At 36.0% G+C, this 20,499-nt stretch carries 16 protein-coding genes; 6 read left to right on the top strand and 10 right to left on the bottom strand.

The annotated features are described in order from the left end of the window. The first annotated feature begins 103 nt into the window (after window positions 1-103). The gene (locus CDZ89_RS04885) at window positions 104-3,019 is read left to right on the top strand and encodes a transglycosylase domain-containing protein (protein ID WP_100333334.1); all 2,916 of its coding nucleotides are present in this window, start codon (window positions 104-106) and stop codon (window positions 3,017-3,019) included. Between the two features lie 110 nt (window positions 3,020-3,129). Here the strand turns inward: CDZ89_RS04885 and acsA are convergent, their stop codons facing one another. Beyond that, a complete protein-coding gene (gene acsA, locus CDZ89_RS04880; protein WP_100333333.1) occupies window positions 3,130-4,848 on the bottom strand; it encodes an acetate--CoA ligase in 1,719 nt (572 codons plus the stop codon). 257 nt (window positions 4,849-5,105) lie between these two features. Between acsA and CDZ89_RS04875 the strand changes: the two genes are divergently transcribed. The 3 genes from CDZ89_RS04875 to CDZ89_RS04865 are packed head-to-tail and all read left to right on the top strand — an operon-like array spanning window position 5,106 to window position 7,589. Further along, a complete protein-coding gene (locus CDZ89_RS04875) occupies window positions 5,106-5,738 on the top strand; it encodes a GNAT family N-acetyltransferase (protein WP_096152931.1) in 633 nt (210 codons plus the stop codon). Between the two features lie 52 nt (window positions 5,739-5,790). Beyond that, window positions 5,791-6,435, top strand: coding sequence for an acetoin utilization AcuB family protein (locus CDZ89_RS04870; protein ID WP_096152930.1), 645 nt, complete (start codon window positions 5,791-5,793; stop codon window positions 6,433-6,435). Further along, window positions 6,432-7,589: an acetoin utilization protein AcuC gene (locus CDZ89_RS04865; protein WP_100333332.1), complete on the top strand. Its 1,158-nt coding sequence runs from the start codon at window positions 6,432-6,434 to the stop codon at window positions 7,587-7,589. Before CDZ89_RS04870 ends, CDZ89_RS04865 begins: the two co-directional genes overlap by 4 nt. Window positions 7,590-7,687: 98 nt before the next feature. On the opposite strand, the gene motS is transcribed toward CDZ89_RS04865, so the two are convergent. The 4 genes from motS to CDZ89_RS04845 form a co-directional block, all read right to left on the bottom strand. After that, window positions 7,688-8,467: a flagellar motor protein MotS gene (gene motS / locus CDZ89_RS04860; RefSeq protein ID WP_096152928.1), complete on the bottom strand. Its 780-nt coding sequence runs from the start codon at window positions 8,465-8,467 to the stop codon at window positions 7,688-7,690. Then, entirely contained in the window at window positions 8,464-9,288 is an 825-nt protein-coding gene (gene motP / locus CDZ89_RS04855; protein ID WP_096152927.1) for a flagellar motor protein MotP, read from the bottom strand. Before motP ends, motS begins: the two co-directional genes overlap by 4 nt. 101 nt (window positions 9,289-9,389) lie before the next feature. Continuing rightward, window positions 9,390-10,388, bottom strand: a complete 999-nt coding sequence (gene ccpA / locus CDZ89_RS04850; RefSeq protein WP_096152926.1) for a catabolite control protein A — start codon at window positions 10,386-10,388, stop codon at window positions 9,390-9,392. A 370-nt stretch (window positions 10,389-10,758) separates the two neighbouring features. Then, window positions 10,759-11,835, bottom strand: a complete 1,077-nt coding sequence (locus CDZ89_RS04845) for a bifunctional 3-deoxy-7-phosphoheptulonate synthase/chorismate mutase (protein WP_096152925.1) — start codon at window positions 11,833-11,835, stop codon at window positions 10,759-10,761. A gap of 169 nt (window positions 11,836-12,004) precedes the next feature. Between CDZ89_RS04845 and CDZ89_RS04840 the strand changes: the two genes are divergently transcribed. Further along, window positions 12,005-14,143, top strand: a complete 2,139-nt coding sequence (locus CDZ89_RS04840; protein ID WP_096152924.1) for a cell division protein FtsA — start codon at window positions 12,005-12,007, stop codon at window positions 14,141-14,143. Window positions 14,144-14,179: 36 nt separating this feature from the next. On the opposite strand, the gene ytxJ is transcribed toward CDZ89_RS04840, so the two are convergent. From ytxJ to CDZ89_RS04825, 3 genes are all read right to left on the bottom strand, one after another. Further along, entirely contained in the window at window positions 14,180-14,506 is a 327-nt protein-coding gene (gene ytxJ, locus CDZ89_RS04835; RefSeq protein WP_100333331.1) for a bacillithiol system redox-active protein YtxJ, read from the bottom strand. Between the two features lie 83 nt (window positions 14,507-14,589). Beyond that, window positions 14,590-15,045, bottom strand: coding sequence for a YtxH domain-containing protein (locus CDZ89_RS04830; RefSeq protein WP_096152922.1), 456 nt, complete (start codon window positions 15,043-15,045; stop codon window positions 14,590-14,592). A 15-nt stretch (window positions 15,046-15,060) separates the two neighbouring features. Continuing rightward, a complete protein-coding gene (locus tag CDZ89_RS04825; RefSeq protein WP_096152921.1) occupies window positions 15,061-15,489 on the bottom strand; it encodes a DUF948 domain-containing protein in 429 nt (142 codons plus the stop codon). Window positions 15,490-15,990: 501 nt separating this feature from the next. On the opposite strand from CDZ89_RS04825, the gene CDZ89_RS04815 reads away from it, so the two are divergent. Continuing rightward, the gene (locus CDZ89_RS04815; RefSeq protein WP_096152920.1) at window positions 15,991-17,106 is read left to right on the top strand and encodes an aminopeptidase; all 1,116 of its coding nucleotides are present in this window, start codon (window positions 15,991-15,993) and stop codon (window positions 17,104-17,106) included. A 287-nt stretch (window positions 17,107-17,393) separates the two neighbouring features. Here CDZ89_RS04815 and murC read toward each other — a convergent pair whose 3' ends face one another. Both murC and CDZ89_RS04805 read right to left on the bottom strand, forming a co-directional pair. Further along, entirely contained in the window at window positions 17,394-18,689 is a 1,296-nt protein-coding gene (murC, locus tag CDZ89_RS04810; RefSeq protein ID WP_096152919.1) for a UDP-N-acetylmuramate--L-alanine ligase, read from the bottom strand. 459 nt (window positions 18,690-19,148) lie between these two features. Then, window positions 19,149-20,234 (bottom strand): nicotinate phosphoribosyltransferase, encoded by a 1,086-nt coding sequence (locus tag CDZ89_RS04805; RefSeq protein WP_096152918.1) that lies wholly within the window; start codon window positions 20,232-20,234, stop codon window positions 19,149-19,151. Window positions 20,235-20,499 lie beyond the last annotated feature (265 nt).

Below are 20,499 nucleotides of genomic sequence, written 5' to 3'. Positions count from 1 at the left end.
GTCAACTACATATTTTTTGAATGGACCTTTTTGTAATAAAAAAATCCCCATCTAAATCTTTACAGTATGCTATAATAATAATGTTTAATGGGGGGATTATATTATGTCAAAGTTCGATAAAACAAAAGAACAATTTTTGTCGTTCTATCAATTCTTTGTAAATAAAAAAACGAAAAAAGGCTTTAATATTACATACTCAGTAGTTTGGAATTTAATTTTAATCTTTATTCTTATAGGAGTGATTAGCTTAGGCTTTGCTGGCGGTACGTTAGCTGGTTACTTTGCTGCTCTTGTGAAGGATGAACCTTTACGTCCTTATGAAGACATGAAACGTAACATATATGATTATGAAGAAACATCTAATATGTACTTCGCTGATAATCTTTTTCTTGGAACGTATAGGGCAGATTTGCATCGAGAAGAAGTAAAAATAGACGAAGTACCTGAAGTGTTAGTTCAAGCATTACTCGCAACAGAAGATGAATATTTCTATGAGCATCCAGGAATTGTTCCAAAGGCTCTTTTACGTGCAATGTTACAAGAAGTATTAAACTCTGCCAATCAAACTGGTGGTAGTACATTAACTCAACAATTAATAAAAAATCAAATTTTAACAAACGAAGTCTCCTTCGATCGAAAAGCGAAAGAAATTTTGTTAGCACTGAGATTAGAGCATTACTTCGAAAAAGAAGAGATTCTTGAAGCATACTTAAATGTTTCTCCATTCGGTAGAAACTCTTCAGGCAGAAATATTGCAGGAGTGAAAACGGCTTCTAGAGGAATCTTTGGAGTAGAACCTAACGATTTAACTTTAGAGCAAGCCGCTTATATCGCTGGTTTGCCACAAAGTCCTTTTGCATATACACCTTTTACTCGTACAGCTGAAGTAAAATCACCAGAAGGATTAAGACCTGGTTTAGATAGAATGCGCCATGTCTTAAACCGAATGAATGTTTTAGGATATATAACAGAAGAACAACATGAAAAAGCTTTGGCTTATGACATTACGAAAGACTTTATTGACCCTGAAGGAACAGCATTCCAACAATATCCACATTTAACAATGGAAATTGAAGAGCATGCAAAAGAAATTATTGCATTTATTTTAGCTGAACAAGATGGTTATGAAGAGAAAGATTTAAAAGAAAACACTAATCTCTTAAATGAATATAAGGAATTAGCTCATTTAAATATAAGACAAAGTGGCTATCACATTCACACAACGATAAACAAAGAAATGTTCGATAAGATGCAAGAAGCAAAAGACAAGTTTCAATTTGGACCAGAACTTGATTGGGCTGATGAAAATGCAGCTAAACCAATTTTTGATCGTGACGGATTTAGAATTGGTCCTCCAAAGATTGACGAAGAAACTGGAGAAACAGTTAAAAATCCAGAACAAGTTGGAGCTGTTTTATTAGACAATAAGACTGGTGCCATCTTAAGTTTTATTCCTGGACGGGATTTCAATCATTCAGAAATAAACTATGCAACAAGATCACCTAGGCATAATGGATCAACAATGAAACCTCTATTATTGTATGCTCCAGCATATGAATACGGTAAGCTTCAACCTGGCAGTATGTTAGCCGATATTAAGAAAACATTTGAAATACGTGGACAGGCACCATATACTCCAGTTAACTTTAATACGGGTAAAGAGTATGGTTTAGTAACCGTTCGGGACGCAGTAAAACATTCTTACAACATATCTGCTGTCCGAGCATATGTTGACCTAAAAGCACAATATAGACCGATGGATTTCTTATTCGAACAAAATTTCAAATATTTAACAGAAAATGATGCCGCTATAATATCTGGTGTATTAGGTGCATCTGGTACAGGAGTAACTGTATTAGAAAACACGTCAGGATATGCTACTTTTGCTAATAATGGAGAATACAATAAACCGTATTTAATTCAAAAAATTGTCTCCAATACTGGAGAAACAATTTATGAACATAAAGCTGAGCCAAAAAGAATTTACTCTCCACAAACTGCTTATTTAATGATAGATACTATGAGAGACGTAGTAATAAGTGGGACAGCTGGAAACGTTAGAAGTAGATTAAAGTTCTCTTCTGATTGGAGTGGTAAAACTGGTACTTCCAATTATACGCATGATAGCTGGTTTGTTGCCTCTAATCCGAATGTCACATTAGGTGTTTGGTTTGGTTACGAACAAAGAAGATCTTTAGCTGGTGGTGCTTCAACTAGAACACAGACAATGTGGGCTAACTTATTGAATTCTGCATATGAAGCAAATCCAGAATACATCGGTCCTTCTGAGCGTTTTAAAATGCCAGGGGGTATCGTAAGAAGAAGTTACTGTAAGTTAACTGGTTTATTACCTTCAGACCTATGCCGACAGGCTGGTTTAGTTGGAGAAGATATTTTTAACGCTGAATTTGCGCCAACAAAAGTAGATGATAGTCTATCGATTGGAAAATTTGTAAGAATCGGCGATATTGCTTATGCTCCTTTAAGTTCAACTCCTTCTGAATTTGTAAAACAAGGACCTGTATTAAAAACAGACTTCTTAAAGAGATTACAACTAACAGAAGAAGAGTTTACAAAACTAATGGCTGATAATGCAGTATTTAAAGATTTAGTCGCTATCTCTGATGAAACTTTACCAACGAACAACAATGCACCAAAACAAGTAGCTAATGTAAAGTTATCTGGTAAAACATTAAGTTGGAATTCTAGTTCAGAAAAAGACGTTATTGGCTATTACGTATACTACGCACAAAACACCGAAGCTCAAGCTAGAAAAATTGCTTCTGTAAGAGCTGGTGATGATATGAAAACGAATATTAATCAAAATTCAGGCGTATTCTACGTAACAGCTGTAAATGCAACTGGAAAAGAATCTTCTTCATCAAAACCAATAGAATTAGGAGATGTTAAACCTCCTAAAGAGGAAGAAGAAGAAAACAACAGCGACAGAAATAATAGCAACCGTAATCGATCTACAAATCCACCTTCAGATCCTAGCGATTCTGAGGATGAAGATTAATTTATTAGAATTCACGAAAAGGAGATCTCAACAATATGAGATCTCCTTTTTCTATTTTATAATTTAAAAATGCTCTGTGAGATAATTTCACAGAACATTTCAACATTCTATCAATCTTCCATCGTAGATAAATCGCCAGTTGGTAAATCTAATTCCCATGCTTTTAACACACGTCTCATGATCTTACCACTTCTCGTTTTTGGAAGTTTATCTCTAAATTCAATTTCTCTAGGAGCTGCATGTGCTGCAAGACCTTTTTTGACAAACAGACGAATTTCTTCTTTTAGCTCATCTGTTGCCTCATAGCCATCACGTAAAGCAACGAAAGCTTTAATGATTTCACCACGTACCGGATCTGGCTTTCCGATTACACCAGCTTCAGCAACTGCAGGATGCTCCACAAGCTTGCTTTCAACTTCGAATGGCCCTACACGCTCACCAGAAGTCATAATTACGTCATCGATACGCCCTTGGAACCAGAAGTACCCATCTTCATCCATATAAGCTGAGTCCCCTGAAACATACCAGTCACCTGGCATGAAATAAGATTCATACTTTTCTTTATTATTCCAAATCGTGTGCATCATAGATGGCCAACCTTTTTTGATTGCGAGGTTACCCATTCTATATGGTGGTAATTCATTTCCTTGATCGTCTACTATAGCCGCTTTAACTCCAGGAATAGGTTTCCCCATAGAGCCAGGCTTAATCTCCATACAAGGATAGTTACAAATCAACTGTGCCCCAGTTTCTGTCATCCACCATGTATCGTGAATTCGTAATTGGAATACTTTAGAACCCCAACGAACTACTTCAGGATTTAGTGGTTCACCTACACTCAAAATATGACGAAGTGAAGACAGGTTATACTTCTTCACTACTTCATCTCCAGCACCCATTAACATACGGAATGCTGTCGGAGCACTATACCATACCGATACACCATAATCTTCAATTGTTTCATACCAAGCTTCCGGTCTAAAACGCCCACCAACGATAACGTTTGATGCTCCGACTAACCAAGGACCAAAAATACCATAAGCGGTACCCGTTACCCAACCTGGGTCAGCTGTACACCAATATACATCGTCATCTTGTAAGTCTAGTACCCATTTAGCCGTTTGGTATTGTTGCACCATAGCGTTATGAACATGTAAAACACCTTTTGGTTTACCTGTTGATCCACTCGTATAGTGTAGAACTAATCCGTCTGTTTTTTCTACCCACTCTATTTGCAACTCTTTGCTAGCAGTTTTAAGTCTAGTATGAAAATCAACAAATGGTCCTTCTTCTTTTACACCGTCTCCCACAAGAACGACATGCTTTAAAGCTGGAAGTTCATCTAATGGTACACGATTTAACAGTTCAGGCGTCGTAACTAATACGTTTGCCTCACTATCTTCTAATCTATCTTTTACTGCACCTTCCATAAATGCTTCAAATAATGGCCCTACGATGGCGCCTAGTTTAATAGCTCCTAGCACAGCAAAATATAGTTCTGGCGAGCGTGGCATGAAAACAAATACTCTATCCCCTTTTTCCACATCACAAGCTTGCTTTAATACATTTCCGGCTTTGTTAGAGAACTCTTTCATCTCTTTAAAAGTGTATTTTTCGTCACGATTTCCGTCACGATAATATAATGCTACTTTGTTTTTTCGGTGAGTTAAAGCATGGCGATCGATTGCTTCATATGCAGCATTTACTCGACCAGTTTCAGACCAACTGAAATTTTTCTCTACCTCTGACCAATCGAAGCTTGCACTTGTTTTATCATAATCTTCAAGATTATAGTTCCCCTTTGTCACTGGCAGCGCTTCCACTTTCATCCCAAACTCCCCCTTATGTATATATTCGAATCTATTATATAACAAAATTATTTTTTTCTCAATTTTTTGAAAAGTTTGTTTAAAACCATGATTTTCTTATGAATTTTTAGTAGACTATTATTATAGTCTATTTGTAAACGCTTACTAAAAAAGTGCATTCACATACTAGACTAAAGTTCTGTTTAATTGTTCTTCCTTTTTTTAAAAATTTCCATAATAATAGAATTAACGAAAACTGCTTCAAGAAGGTGATGACAATGGAACATAAAAAAACGTATAACGCACAAGAAATCAAAACACCACACGGTCGAGTGATTGTGGAAGGGCCAGTTTCTTCTCAGAAACTAGCTAGTTATGAGTTTCACGAAGACTTAGTTGCATTTAGGCCACCAGCACAACAACATGCTGCATTAGTAGAAATTGCAAAATTACCTGAAGGAAGAATTATTATTGCAAGAATGGATGATTTAATTGTCGGTTATGTAACTTATTTATACCCAGACCCAATGGAACGCTGGTCAGAAGGCAACATTGAAAACTTAATTGAGCTAGGTGCAATAGAAGTAATTCCAGCCTTTAGAGGTTTCTCCGTAGGGAAGACACTATTACGCGTATCCATGATGGATGAAATGATGGAAAATTACATTGTAATTACAACCGAATATTACTGGCATTGGGACTTAAAAGGTACTGGTTTAAACGTATGGGACTATCGTAAAGTAATGGAAAAAATGATGCATGCCGGCGGCCTTGAATATTATGCTACAGATGAGCCTGAAATCAGTTCACACCCTGCAAACTGTTTAATGGCACGAATCGGAAAAAACATAAAGCCTGAGTCCGTACAACAATTCGATCAACTAAGATTTAAAAACCGTTTTATGTATTAGATGATATAAATAAATTCATATAGTTAGTAGTTCAGCAAAGGGGGAAACAGATATGATTGTAGAAAAAATTATGAAACGAGATGTCTATACACTAAAGCCTACAGACACAGTTGAATCTGCCATTCAAATGATGTCAAAAAAGCGTATTAGGCACATTCCGATTCTAGATGAAAATCAAAATATGGTCGGTATTGTCTCTGATAGAGATATAAGAGATGTTTTACCTTCTTCCCTTCTTAGTGAATGGAAGAAAGAAGATATAACGCAACCACTCTCTAAAGTGATGACAAAAGATGTTATTTTTGGGCATCCTCTTGATTTTGTTGAAGAGATTGCTGCCCAATTTTACGAGCATAAAATTGGCTGCCTTCCTATCATACAAGACCAAAAACTAATTGGCATTGTTACTGAATCTGATTTATTACACACATTCATTCAGCTTACAGGTGCCCATCAACCTGCATCTCAGTTCGAAATTAAAGTAGAAAATATTGCAGGTAAGCTAGCAGAAGTAACTTCAATTTTAAGAAAAAGAAAGTTAAATATTTTAAGTGTGTTAGTGTACCCGGATGATAATGAAAAGTATAAAATTTTAGTACTTCGTGTTCAAACTATGGATCCTACAAAAGTGATTTTTGATTTGAAAGAAGAGGGATATGAAGTGCTGTGGCCAAACTTGCCAGGGATGGATGCATGAAAAAAGCAGCCTTCATCTATTCTGATGACTTTTTATCCTACAAATTTAGTGAAAAACATCCATTTAACCAATTAAGGGTACAATTGACTTTAGATTTACTAAAAAAATCTGATGCTCTCTCAGAAGAAGACATGATTCCACCACGTATGGCAACAGATGAAGAGCTATCACTCATTCACGATGTAAATTACATAGAAGCAGTAAAGCTTGCTGGAAAAGGTCTTCTTTCTAAAGAAAAAGCAAGTAGTTATGGTTTAGGTACTGAGGACGTCCCTATTTTTCCGAATATGCACGAAGCAAGTGCCTTACTCGTTGGTGGTACACTAACAGCTGTTGATGAAGTAATGCAAGGTAGAGCTGAACATGCACTTAATTTAGGGGGAGGCCTTCATCACGGATTCCGTGGTAAAGCTTCTGGTTTTTGTATTTATAACGACAGCTCTGTCGCGATAAAATATATGCAAAAGAAATATAATGCTAGAGTTTTATATGTGGACACGGATGCACATCATGGAGATGGCGTTCAATGGTCTTTCTATGAAGATCCAGATGTTTGTACATTATCTATTCACGAAACAGGTAGATACCTTTTTCCTGGTACCGGTAATGTAAATGAACGTGGACAAGGGGACGGATACGGCTACTCTTTTAACATTCCAGTAGACGCTTTTACAGAAGATGAATCGTTTTTAGAAGTGTATGAACAGTCGTTAAGAAAAGTAGCTGCTTTCTTCAAACCTGACGTAATTATTACACAAAACGGTGTAGATGCCCATCACTATGATCCATTAACACATCTATCGACTAGTATTAATGTTTATAAAGAAATTCCTAAAATAGCTCATAAGGTTGCTCATCAATATTGCAATGGCAAATGGATTGCAGTTGGTGGTGGCGGATATGATATTTGGCGCGTCGTTCCAAGAGCTTGGGGGCATTTGTGGTTAGAGATGACCGAAAATATTGCGGGGACTGGGCAACTTCCTACAGAATGGATAAACAGTTGGACCGATCAATCACCTGTAACTCTACCAAGTATGTGGGAAGATCCGGAAGGTTTTTATCCACCTATTCCACGCAAAAACGAAATTACAGAAAAAAATAAGCAAGTATTAGAAAAAGCATTATATCCTATTCGTCATATAGAAGGATAATTAGGATTTTTTTAAAAGCTAGAAATGGTAACAGGTCCCTCGTTTTCCTAAAAAAGAGATTTTTCAGAAAATACCTTCTGAAAAACCTCTTTTATTTTTTACCAATTGATCTTCTCTTCTTTATTAGGATCAGAAATGACTATTTCTACCCTTCTATTTTTTTGCCAGTTTTCAACATTATTATTCGGGACAACTGGTCGTGTATCTCCATAACCAACTGCAACAAATCTTTCTGGACTTAAATCATGTTCATCAATTAAATATCGTATAACACTACTTGCTCTCGCTGTTGATAATTCCCAGTTTGATGGGAATTTGCTTGTAGAAATCGGCCTATTATCGGTATGGCCTTCTACTTTTATTAAATTTGGAATCTTTACTAATAGTTTGCCGACTTTATCTAAAAATGGGTGAGCGATAGGTAATATTCCTGCCTCTGCTGTTTCAAATAATACTCTTTCTTCTAAAATAAGCACAATTCCTCGTTCTGTTCTATTAGCGACTATTAAGTCATCAAGGCCGTTCAATGTTAGAAAATCTTGTAATTCTTCTAACAGTTCATCTAACGTATCCGAACTTGAATTATCTTGTTCATTTTCATTGTTGGTTTCTGCATCTGCGTCCTTATTATTAGTAGATTCAAAATCAATACTAAAATCCGTAGGGTGTTCAAATGGTACAGCAGAAGGATAGTAATCAAGTAGATTTACTTGTTTAAATGACTCTGCAACTGCCCTGAATTTAACTACATCGATTTGTGACATCGAAAAAAGTAAGATAAAAAACACTAGAACGAGCATGAACAAATCTGAAAAAGTTACCATCCATTTCGGTGCACCGCTTTCTTGTCTAGGCTTTGTTCTCCTCACTCGTTTCATCGAACATCCTCCTCAATTCCTTCCGTTAGCTCCACCTCTTTTTCTTTTTCTCGTTCTTGATTAGACAAGAAGGCAGATAGTTTCTCTTCCAGAACTTTTGGATTTTGCCCAGATTGCACTCCTAAAACACCTTCAATAATAATTTGACGCAAAAAGATTTCTTTTTCTGTCTTATTTGCAAGTTTATTTGCCATTGGAATAAAAACTAAGTTCGCTAACAATGTACCATATAGTGTCGTCATAATAGCCACAGCCATGTTAGGTCCTAAAGTTTCAGGAGAAGATAAGTTACTAAGCATTAAAACTAGTCCGATTAATGTACCTATCATTCCCCATGATGGTGCAAAATCTCCAGCTTTTTCAATAATGCTTCTTCCCTTTTGATGTCTTTCTTCTAAAGCAGAAATCTCTGCATTCATAATGTCATGGATGACTTCTGGCTCCACACCGTCAACTGCTAATAATACACCTTTTTTCAAAAAAGCATCATCAACATCTTCTAACTCTGCTTCAAGTGCTAACAATCCTTCTCGACGCGCTCTATCGGAGAGTCTTACAAATGTTTCAATTAGTGTAGATAGTTCATTTTCTTCTTTAGAAAAAACAGATTTTATTACATTTGGTACCAATTTTATTTCCTTTAGATTAAACGTAACAAGTAATGCAGCAGTAGTTCCACCTAACACGATGAAAATAGAAGGAAAATGAAGAAATAAAACAATGCTACCAAAATTTGTTGTTGGGTTACTAAATATCCCGAAGAAAATCATTAATAAACCTAATGCAATGCCTATTGGTGTAAAAATATCAAACTTTTTCATGCGCTCTCCCCACTTAATAGCTCAATTGAAGTTAAAGAATAAATAAAAGAGGACAATTTTTATGTTCTTGTCCTCTTTTACTACATATATCGGCATTATTTTTATTTTGTTGAGTGTCTTTTTTCAATTCTATGTGGTAGTACTACTGTATGATCTTCTACTTGTTCTTTGTTCATAAACTTAGTTAATAACCTCATTGCAACTGCACCGATATCATACATTGGCTGCACAACTGTTGTTAATTGTGGGCGAACCATCAAAGCTAATCTTGTATTATCGAAACCAATTACATCTAAATCATCTGGAATAACTAATCCTCTATCTTGAGCACCATGGATAACACCTAATGCCATTTCATCTGTTGCAACATAAATAGCAGTTGGTTTATCTTCGGACTCTAACAATTTTTCAACAGCTTCAATGCCTGAGTCATATGTATAATCACCTTCCAAAATAAAGGCTTCATTATACTCAATTTCTGCTCCAGCTAAAGCACGTTTATAACCTGCTAATTTCATTTCCTTATTTATTGGTTCCTCAAAAGGCCCTGAAACAAAAGCGATTTGTTTATGTCCACTTTCCATTAGCATCGTTACGGCGTCATATGATGCTTGCTCGTAGTCTACTGTTACAGAAGGCACTTTATTATCTTCTACAACTGATGCAGCTAGGACGATTGGAACAGGTGAACGTTCAAATTCAGCTGCCAATTCTTCGGTAATATTTCCACTCATAAACACAATTCCGTCCACTTGTTTTCCAAGCATTGTATTTAATAGATGTAATTCTTTATCAGCGTTTTGGTCGGAATTACTTAGAATGATGTTGTATTTATACATTGTAGCAATATCTTCTATCCCTCTTGCTAATTCAGAGTAGAAAATACTTGAAATATCCGGGATGATAACACCAACTGTTGTTGTTTTCTTGCTTGCTAATCCTCTTGCAACTGCGTTTGGACGGTAGCCCAGTCTCTCAATTGCTTCTAATACTTTTTTTCTAGTTGTCGGTTTTACGTTTGGGTTCCCGTTAACAACACGGGAAACGGTTGCCATTGAAACGTTTGCTTCTCTTGCAACATCATAAATCGTTACTGTCATGAATACGACACTCCTTTTATTTTTTCACATTCCATATATGTCAAGTTAATAATTATGGTAGTTTAATTCTATGGTTTATATCATACGATACTATTTATGTAAGAGCAACGTGTTTACACGCTTTATATATAGTTTACCTAAAATTAATGAATGCAAACTCAATGTCCTTACAGAGTTACTTGTTTTGGAATGCAAACGTGCCGGTTGTGTGACAGCTTTCCGCGGGGGAGGCGGTGAGCCTCCTCGAGCCAAAGGGCTCTGTGGGGTCTCACCAGCCTGGCCTCTCCCGCAGGAGTCAGTCACACAACCGGCACTTGAATATGTTTTTATACATTTTTAGCTCAAAAAACTATTAAATAACTATTTCACATTATTTTTTATATGCATAATGACTACGAAGTTCCGTAATGAATTCGTTAAATTGGTCAATATCCATTTGTTGTGCGGAATCACTTAGAGCAACTGCCGGATCAGGGTGTACTTCTGCCATTACTCCATCAGCACCGATTGCCAAAGCAGCTTTAGCTGCTGGTAACAGTAAATCTCTTCTACCAGTCGAATGAGTTACATCTACAAACACTGGTAGATGTGTTTCTTTCTTTAGAATTGGAACAGCAGAAATATCAAGCGTATTTCTAGTTGCCCTCTCATACGTACGAATTCCTCTTTCACATAGGATAATCTGGTCATTTCCTTGTGCAATAATATATTCAGCAGCATTAACAAATTCATCAATCGTTGCAGCTAAACCACGTTTTAATAAGACTGGCTTTCTCACCGCACCTGCAGCTTTTAGCAATTCAAAGTTTTGCATATTCCTAGCGCCAATTTGAATCACATCTACATAGTCTAAAGCCATTTCGATATCCGCTGGATTTACAATTTCACTAATGACTGCCATATTAAACTCATCGCCGACTTGTTTTAAAATTTTTAACCCTTCAAGACCAAGCCCTTGAAAATCATAAGGAGACGTACGAGGTTTAAAAGCTCCACCTCTTAACAATGTTAAACCTTGAGCTTTTGCTGCTTGAGCAACTTGAGCAACTTGTTCATAGCTTTCAACCGCACAAGGACCAACGATAAAATGTTGGTTGCCATCACCAACTTTTACTCCCTTAATATTAACGATTGTATCTTCTGGCTTTCTTTTTCTAGAAACTAACAACCCTTTTTGCTGTTCTACTTGTTGTAGTACTAAGCCCGCCTTGAAAATTTCTTTAAAAATATGCTGAAGAGTAGCTGTTTCAAATGGTCCATCATTATGTTCTGTAATTAAATCTAGCATTTTTCTTTCTCTTACAGGATCAAATCGATTAACACCTTGTGCCTCTTTTATTTTCCCTATTTCATGAACTAATTTACCACGATCATTTATTAGTTTTAATAATTGTAAATTTATATCCTCCACTTGATCTCTCAAGATGTCTAATTCGTTATGACTCATTGTAAATCTCACCCTTTCATATTTATAACACATCAAAGTTGTGGTACATTTCAATTAGTGTTTATTATAAACGAACGATTTCAGATTGTCACGAAAAAACATTTTATTGCTTTAACGCTTTTTACCGATAAAGTAATGTATGTGTTAGTTGGAAGGAAGGTGCCTTATTATGTCAGAAAGTTCAAGAGTTTTCGCACTAGATATTGGAACTCGTTCTGTCGTTGGCCTCATTTTGGAAAATATAGATGGTAAATACAACGTGTTAGACATAGTCATTCAAGAACATAAAGAAAGAGCAATGCTCGACGGCCAAATTCACGACATTCTTGCTGTTGCTTCGGTTATAAGTGAAGTTAAGCTTATGTTAGAAGCTAGGCATGGAAAACTTTCTAAAGTATGTGTAGCCGCGGCTGGAAGAGCTTTAAAAACAAGAAAAAGTAGTGCCTCAAAAGAGATTTATGGCACTCCTTTATTAAATAAAGACGATATTATTTTCCTAGAGTTATCGGGGGTTCAGGAAGCACAACGTTTACTAATGAGAGAGTATGAGTTTGCAAGTGAAACTCAATATTTTTGTGTTGGATATTCCGTCCTTCACTATTATTTAGATGGAGAAGAAATAGGTAGTTTACTAGATCAGCAAGGGAAAATGGCTACTGTTGATATCATATCGACTTTCCTTCCTAAGGTTGTTGTAGAATCTTTAATTTCTGCCCTGCAACGTGCTGATTTGGAGCTTGAGGCATTGACATTAGAACCAATTGCAGCAATTAACGTATTAATACCTCAAAGTATGAGGAGATTGAATGTTGCATTAATAGATATTGGTGCAGGAACATCCGATATTGCTATTACAAACAACGGTACCGTTACTGCTTATGGAATGGTTCCAATTGCTGGGGACGAAATTACAGAAGGTTTGAGTGATGAATTTTTATTAGATTTCCCTAATGCAGAGACGTTAAAAAGAGAGCTAATTTCTCAAGAAACTGTCCCTTTTACTGATATTCTTGGGTTTCAACAAACGTTAAGCAAATCCGAAATAGTAGATAAAATAAAGCCATATATAGAGAAATTAGCAATAGGCATTACAAAAGAAGTATTAAAACAAAACAATAATAAACCACCTAAAGCAGTCATGTTAGTTGGTGGGGGAAGTTTAACTCCTTTACTTCCATACTACGTTGCAAAACATTTGCAGCTCCCTGAAAATAGAGTCGCTATTAGAGGACTTGACGCCATTCAACTGTTAGATACATCTAGCTTGTTACAACGCGGACCAGAGTTAGTTACACCAATTGGAATTGCGATCGCAGCAAAAGAAAAGCCAATCCACTATGTCTCCGTAACGGTTAATGGTTTATCGATTAGACTTTTTGATGTGAAACAACTAACGATTGGTGATGCATTATTAGCTGCTGGTATTGAATTAAAGAAAATGTACGGAAAACCAGGTTTAGCTCATATGGTTGAATACAATGGAAAGATGATGACATTCCCTGGAGGATTAGGACAACCACCTACTATCATAAAGAATGGGCAACTTACAAACATTCAGTCCTCCATATGTAATAATGATGAAATAACTATTACTAAAGGGGACGATGGATTATCAAAATCAATAAAAGTAAGAGATGTTATAACTGTTGATTTGGCAGACAAGAATATAAAGATAAACGGCGAATCCTTTACCATTTCGCCAGTCTACTTCAAAAATGGCGTCAACGTTTCCATTGATGAAATTGTAACAGATCGCGATAAAATCACCGCTAACTTTCCTTCTACTATATCAGAAGTAGTAGAGGCAACTGGAATGACTAAGTTAGACAATACCATCTATACTGTCTACATTAATAATGAAGAAGTACCTTTTCCAAATTTCTCAACAAAAATATTATGGAACGGCCAACAGGTTACTGGAAATACAACTTTTTCTTCGGGAGATGAAATTATAATTTTACCTATGGATAGCCCAGATGCTTCCTCATTAATACAGGAATTAAAGTTAGTTATGGAAGAAACAATAGAAGTTTTATATAACAACAAGCTAATCACTTTAACACAACCGTTAGTAAAAATTATGCGTAATGGAGAATTATTAAAGGACGACGAAATAATTTCACATGGGGATCATTTGCAACTAACTGAGATAAAGAAGGAGCGATTTATCTTTCAAGACATTTTTAAGTTTGTAGACTTAGATAAGCCGACACAGTTTAAAAAACTTATTATGAAGAAAAATGGTGTAGAGGCAACCTTCTTTGAGCCTATAGCTCATGGGGATTCACTGGAGTTATATTGGGAATAGCAAGACAATGAGGCCAGTTTAAATTGGCCTCATTTTTTATTTTACATTCTCTTGTAATGATGAATATGTAATTTTCCAATGTGATGCATTCCATACTACTTCGCCACCATTAATAAATAAAGCTTGTGGAGATTCATGTTTCACACTGTATTTTTCAGCTATATGATTAGACACGTCCCTTGCTTCCTGAACATGCAAATAGAAACATGCTACATCGTTTTGATCTGCTACAAAATTTTCAAATTCTTCATAAGCAGCATGACTAATAGGACATGTCGTACTGTTTTTTAATAATAAAAAGGTGTCGTTTTTTTCCACAACTTCGTTGAATTCTTCAAGAGTATTTACTTTTACTTTTTCCATTATAGTTTCAACATCCTTCCGGTTAATACACACAAAATAAAGCGGCGAAGTAATCATATCACTTCACCGCATCTTGAATCAAATTATCCGTTTATTTTCTTTTCCACTTCATCAATAGCAGTTTTTGTATCTTCTAATCGTTTTTGTACTTCTTCTGTCATTTCTTCAGATCCACTTTCAATTGCTGAAGCAGCTTCATCAATTATCTCTTGAACTTTTTCTTTAATTTCTTCGGATGCATCTTTCGTTTGCTCTTTTAAGATTTTCACTTTTTCCATTACTTGTTGGGACTGGTCCGTAATAACTTGTGAAAGGTGTTCCGATTTTTCTTTTGCGGTTTGAGCAATCTCATTTGTGTATTGAACAGCTTGTGTTGTCCACTCATCTGTTTTTTCTTTTAAGTGTGTTGCTTGTTCCTGAAGGTCATCGCGTAACTCTTTACCTGATTTAGGGGCTAAAAATAGAGCAGTAGTAGCTCCTACAATTCCACCAATTAACGTACCGATTAAAAAATCTTTCGTATTGATCTCTTTACTCATTGAATATTCCTCCCTTTATTCATTATATTGACGCTTTTTTCTTTCATTCCACTTCTCAACAAGTTCCATGACAACATTTGACCATTGAACAACTTGTGTAACTTTTTCTTGGTTTTTGTCCATTTGAAACGTGACATTATTAGATAACCGTTGAACGGAATGATTAAAACCTTGAATAGATGTTCCAACATCTTTTACTGCGACTACAACAGAGTTTAGCTGTTCAGACTTGTCTTGAATATCTTCCATCAATACATTTGTTTTATGTAATAGTTGTTCTGTTTCTGTTGTAATTCCTTGCATTTGTTTTTCAATTCCACCTAGTGTCCCTGCAACTTGATCTAGCGTGCCTTGTACTGATCTTAGTGTTTTAGAAACATAAATCACTAGTACAAAGAAAGCTATTGCGACAATAAGTGCACTAATGTAAAGTAAATTCACCATGGGCTTTTGACACCTCCTGTTGACATATTAAACTATACCCCATGTACATTATTGTAAACATCTTACCTTATAATTCTATTTTGAACATAAAATACCTTCATAAGAATTTTTTATCATACAAAACATTCTACAATTTCTCCTTTTTCGGTTAAAATAATAGTTGTACGTCATATACTACTAGTTATTCATGAAAAATTCCAGTAAGTAGCATTTTATTTGGTTACTAACCTTGTCTGTTGATTGTAGTGGCAGGAGCTCGCTTTCCGCGGACGGTCTCGTGAGCCTCCTCGGCGCACGGCGCCTGTGGAGGCTCACGAGACGCTCTTCTCCCGCAGGACAAGGACTGCTACGACAGCGGTACATAGCACGAAGAAAATGCGGAGGCATTTTTGAGGAGTCTCGCACCTGCCACTACAATCAACATTAGGTATTAAATTTATGTTTATTTGCAAAAAATTTGCACTTACTAATCATTCAATCACAAAAAGGGAGGAAATAATAATGAAGGATCCTCGTATTCAAACTTTAGCAAAAAATTTAATTAATTATTCCGTACGTCTACAAAAAGGAGAAAAAGTTTTAATTGAAAACTTTGGACTACAAAAGGAACTTGTAACAGCACTAGTTCAAGAAGCATACAAAGCAGGTGGCTATCCATTTGTTTCTTTAAAAGATCACCAAGTTGATCGTGCTTTATTAATGGGGGCACAGGAAGAACAATTTAACATGATTGCTGATTTTGAAGCAAATGTTATGGAAAAAATGGATGCTTACATAGGTTTACGTTCTGGTGATAATATTAACGAACTTGCAGACGTTTCAGATGATAAATTAAAAATTCAAGGAAATACAGTTGGTAAACGCGTGCACCGCGACATACGTGTTCCTAAAACAAAATGGGTTGTATTACGCTATCCGAATGCTTCAATGGCTCAACTTGCGAAAATGAGTACAGAAGCGTTTGAAGACTTTTACTTTGACGTTTGTAACTTAGATTATGGAAAAATGAGCACGGCAATGGATAATCTTGTTGAACTTATGAACAAAACAGATAAAGTCCATATTACTGGAGTAGGAACGGATTTAACATTCTCCATAAAAGATATCCAAGCTATAAAATGTGCTGGTCAAATGAATATACCTGATGGAGAAGTTTATACGGCACCTGTAAAAGATTCAGTTAATGGAACGATTACTTATAACACGCCGTCACCTTATCAAGGTTTTACATTTGAAAATGTAAAGCTGACTTTTAAAGATGGGAAAATTGTTGAGGCAACTTCAAATGATTCAGAACGAATTAACAAAATTTTCGATACGGATGAGGGAGCTCGCTTTATCGGTGAGTTTGCGATTGGAGTAAACCCTTACATCCTTCATCCAATGCAAGACATTTTATTTGATGAGAAAATTGATGGAAGTTTCCATTTTACACCAGGCCAGGCTTATGAAGATACATGGAATGGCAACAGCTCTAACATTCACTGGGATATGGTTATGATTCAACGCCCTGAGTATGGCGGTGGGGAAATTTACTTTGATGAAGTATTAATACGAAAAGATGGTCGTTTCGTTTTACCTGAATTAGAGTGTTTAAATCCAGAAAATTTAAAATAATTTTGACAGCCCCGTTTAACTAAAAGTTTGGCGGGGATTTTTTACGAAAAGCTATGTTAAATCTTAGTGTTGCTATTTAAAAACTAACCTGTTGATTTCCGTGCAAGGCTGAGACTCCTGCGGGAAAAGCAGGGAGCGGGAGACCCCACAGGCGCTTGCGCCGAGGAGGCTCCCGGCCTGCCCGCGGAAAGCGAAGCCTTGCACGGAAATCAACAGTGGCCTTTAACATACCCTAACGAAAAAATACCCTCCCCACGCACTGTAGAGAGAGTACTTTCCCATTGATTCTATAATTGAGCCTCAAATGCTTGCTGGAATTTTTGAATGTCTCCAGCACCCATAAAAATAATAACGCTATTATCGTGCTTATTTAACACTTTAATATTATCTTCAGAAATAGTTGCACTGTTTTCAATCTTATCTTTTAAATCATTAATAGATAGCTTACCTTGATTTTCCCTTGCCGAACCAAAAATATCACATAAATAGACGTAATCTGCTTTACTTAACGTCTCAGCAAATTCATTTAAGAAAGTTTGTGTTCTACTATACGTGTGTGGCTGAAAGACTGCGATAATATCCTTTTCTGGATACTTTTGTCTCGCTGCTTGTATAGTTGCGCGTATTTCAGTTGGATGATGTGCATAGTCGTCAATTAACACTTGATCTCCAACTATTTTTTGAGAAAACCTTCTTTTAACTCCATTAAAAGTAAGCAATCTATCCTGAATAACCTCTACACTTATACCTTCATAATGGCATAGTGCTATTACAGCTAACGCATTTAAGATGTTATGATCTCCATAACCAGTTATGGAAAATGTCGCATAAGGATTGTTACGTACAAATACATCAAAAGTGGTTCCTGCCGTTGATTTTTCAATAGAACGAGCTTGGAAGTCATTTTCTTCTCCAAAACCATAATAAATCACTGGAACTTTTGCTTGTATTTTTTGAAGATGTTCATCATCTCCACATGCAATGATTCCTTTTTTAACTTGTAGTGCCATGTCTTGAAAGGCACTAAATACATCATCTACACTATGGAAATAATCAGGGTGATCAAAATCAATGTTTGTCATGATGCAATAGTCTGGATGATAGGATAAGAAATGCCTTCTATATTCGCATGCTTCAAAAGCAAAATATTGACTATCTTCTTGTCCTTTACCAGTTCCATCTCCAATTAAATAGGATGTAGGCGCAGCTCCTTGTATTACATGAGCTAACAATCCAGTTGTAGATGTTTTTCCGTGTGCACCAGTAACAGCAACACTCGTAAACTTTTCCATCAACTGTCCTAAAAATTGATGATAACGAATAACTTGTAAACCATGTTCTTTTGCAGTAACTATTTCTTCATGTGTATCTGGGAATGCATTCCCAGCAATAACAATCATATCTTCTTTAATATTGTCCGGATCAAAAGGTAAAATACTGATTCCTTTTTCTTCTAACCCTTTTTGTGTAAAAAATGTTTTTTCTAAATCCGAACCTTGAACATGTAATTTCATATCATGAAGAATGTGTGCTAAAGCACTCATTCCCGTCCCTTTTATACCAACAAAATGATAAATGGTCATGCATAGAACCTCCAACATTTATCTGAGTTGAAAACAACTCATCTATCTACTTTTTTTAAAACAATTTTATCCAAGTTATTATCTATGTACATAGTATATGAAGAATGCCTAAATATGCTATTGTAAAAGCGGCAGACGTTTTCTTACAAGCACTTTCTTTTGTATGCCCAACTTTCCCATACATTCAAACACTTTTTTGTCATTCCATACTATTCTTATTCAACATCATAGCTAACTTATTACAATCTTGCTTTCCAACATCATAAAATTATAGCATTAATGCAACTATAACTCCATGAAAATAAAAAGCTTAATAGTACTTTAATATTTTTATTCGTTTTAGTTTTTACGAAACTGCTTAAGATTACACCTATTTAGGATAAAGTTCAAAAAATTAAAAGCTGACAGAAGAGTATTATCTATCAGCTTAAAGACATTATATGAATAACTTAATAGGTTTTAGTCTACTTTTTCCAGACGCGGATTAAAGCGATATTTTCGCCCTGCTTTCGCTTGTGGTTTTCCGTCTAACATAACGTTGTCTCCAGTGAATCCAACATGGATTTTCAGTAAACTGCTACCTACTCCATAAATATCAACTGGAACTTCTTGTTCTTCAAACTCTTTAATTCTACTTTCGTTAAATCCACCACTTACGACAATCTTCACATGTTGAAAACCTTCTTCGTCAAGCGCTTTACGAAGAGCAAATATTAATGGAGCATTGACTCCACGCGGGTCAAAAGTTCCAAGAACGTCTTGGTTTCTAATGAAGTATTGATCAATCATCGTTTTCGATGTATCAACTCTTACACCCTTTAATTCTGTTCCATATTCTCTTGCTACTTTCAGAGCATCTGTAATGACATCGTTATTATAGTCAACCAATACTAGTAAGTCGTCTTCTGGGAATGTTTCTTTATATGCTTTAGTTGCTGCTACTACATCACCGTTAAACAATTGAATGAGGGCGTGAGGCATTGTGCCCATTCCCTTTTTGCCCCACCATTCATTCATAGCATGTGTTGCCTGTGCAGTTGACCCACCAATATGTGCTGCATAACCGTCACCAGATTGTTGGGTAAAATGGTCGTCACGGTCTCCCATAAAAATGACTGGTTTCTCACCTGCTGCTTTGACAACATTGTATACATTCGTAGAAACAGATGTTCTCCGAGCTAATATACCATCAATGACTCCTTCTAAGTATCCGAAGTTTTGGTACGGCCCAGTTATCGTTAGCACTGTTTCAAATGGACTGATTTTATCTCCATCTTTTAACGAATAAATTTCTAAAGAATCTGGATCATCAGCAAATGTTTTAATTAGTGCAATCACTTCATCTGTACCACATAGGACAGCATGGTTTTTCTGAAAAAATTGCATGGTTACAACATTATTCGGTTTCGTAGCTTTGACGATTTCACGAGTTTTTAGAAAATAAACCGCTGAGAACCATCCTTCTTTGACTCTTTCGTCAAATTTGAATGTGTTGTTTGTTAAGCGTTTTATTTTTCCATGTAGTTTAAGTTCTATTTCCTTCATCCTATTAAAGCTCCTTACGTCACCAATTATTTTTCTACCAACTATAATATATAAGTAAGAGGTACTTTACAACTATACTTTGTTATTAGAGGCTGTTGATTTCCGCTCATGTCTCCGCTTTCCGCGGGCGGTAAATAGGAAGGTTATTTTCACTGACGTGAAAAAACCTACTCCTCGGCGAAAGCGCCTGTGGGGTCTCCCGCTCCCCGCTTCTCCCGCAGGAGTCTGCGACATGCGCTCCAATCAACATCTAGATTGAATATAT

Origin of the sequence: Bacillus alkalisoli (assembly GCF_002797415.1) — a bacterium.
GTDB lineage: Bacteria > Bacillota > Bacilli > Bacillales > Bacillaceae_I > Bacillus_CD > Bacillus_CD alkalisoli.
The sequence above is the reverse complement of the archived record's forward strand: the minus strand, read 5'-3'. Positions and strand labels throughout refer to the sequence as shown.

What these genes read in the sequence shown, in the direction of transcription:
- CDZ89_RS04885 (WP_100333334.1), top strand. Translation starts at nt 104, where the DNA reads ATGTCAAAGTTCGATAAAACAAAAGAACAATTTTTGTCGTTCTATCAA.
- acsA (WP_100333333.1), bottom strand. Translation starts at nt 4,848, where the DNA reads ATGAAAGTGGAAGCGCTGCCAGTGACAAAGGGGAACTATAATCTTGAA.
- CDZ89_RS04875 (WP_096152931.1), top strand. Translation starts at nt 5,106, where the DNA reads ATGGAACATAAAAAAACGTATAACGCACAAGAAATCAAAACACCACAC.
- CDZ89_RS04870 (WP_096152930.1), top strand. Translation starts at nt 5,791, where the DNA reads ATGATTGTAGAAAAAATTATGAAACGAGATGTCTATACACTAAAGCCT.
- CDZ89_RS04865 (WP_100333332.1), top strand. Translation starts at nt 6,432, where the DNA reads ATGAAAAAAGCAGCCTTCATCTATTCTGATGACTTTTTATCCTACAAA.
- motS (WP_096152928.1), bottom strand. Translation starts at nt 8,467, where the DNA reads ATGAAACGAGTGAGGAGAACAAAGCCTAGACAAGAAAGCGGTGCACCG.
- motP (WP_096152927.1), bottom strand. Translation starts at nt 9,288, where the DNA reads ATGAAAAAGTTTGATATTTTTACACCAATAGGCATTGCATTAGGTTTA.
- ccpA (WP_096152926.1), bottom strand. Translation starts at nt 10,388, where the DNA reads ATGACAGTAACGATTTATGATGTTGCAAGAGAAGCAAACGTTTCAATG.
- CDZ89_RS04845 (WP_096152925.1), bottom strand. Translation starts at nt 11,835, where the DNA reads ATGAGTCATAACGAATTAGACATCTTGAGAGATCAAGTGGAGGATATA.
- CDZ89_RS04840 (WP_096152924.1), top strand. Translation starts at nt 12,005, where the DNA reads ATGTCAGAAAGTTCAAGAGTTTTCGCACTAGATATTGGAACTCGTTCT.
- ytxJ (WP_100333331.1), bottom strand. Translation starts at nt 14,506, where the DNA reads ATGGAAAAAGTAAAAGTAAATACTCTTGAAGAATTCAACGAAGTTGTG.
- CDZ89_RS04830 (WP_096152922.1), bottom strand. Translation starts at nt 15,045, where the DNA reads ATGAGTAAAGAGATCAATACGAAAGATTTTTTAATCGGTACGTTAATT.
- CDZ89_RS04825 (WP_096152921.1), bottom strand. Translation starts at nt 15,489, where the DNA reads ATGGTGAATTTACTTTACATTAGTGCACTTATTGTCGCAATAGCTTTC.
- CDZ89_RS04815 (WP_096152920.1), top strand. Translation starts at nt 15,991, where the DNA reads ATGAAGGATCCTCGTATTCAAACTTTAGCAAAAAATTTAATTAATTAT.
- murC (WP_096152919.1), bottom strand. Translation starts at nt 18,689, where the DNA reads ATGACCATTTATCATTTTGTTGGTATAAAAGGGACGGGAATGAGTGCT.
- CDZ89_RS04805 (WP_096152918.1), bottom strand. Translation starts at nt 20,234, where the DNA reads ATGAAGGAAATAGAACTTAAACTACATGGAAAAATAAAACGCTTAACA.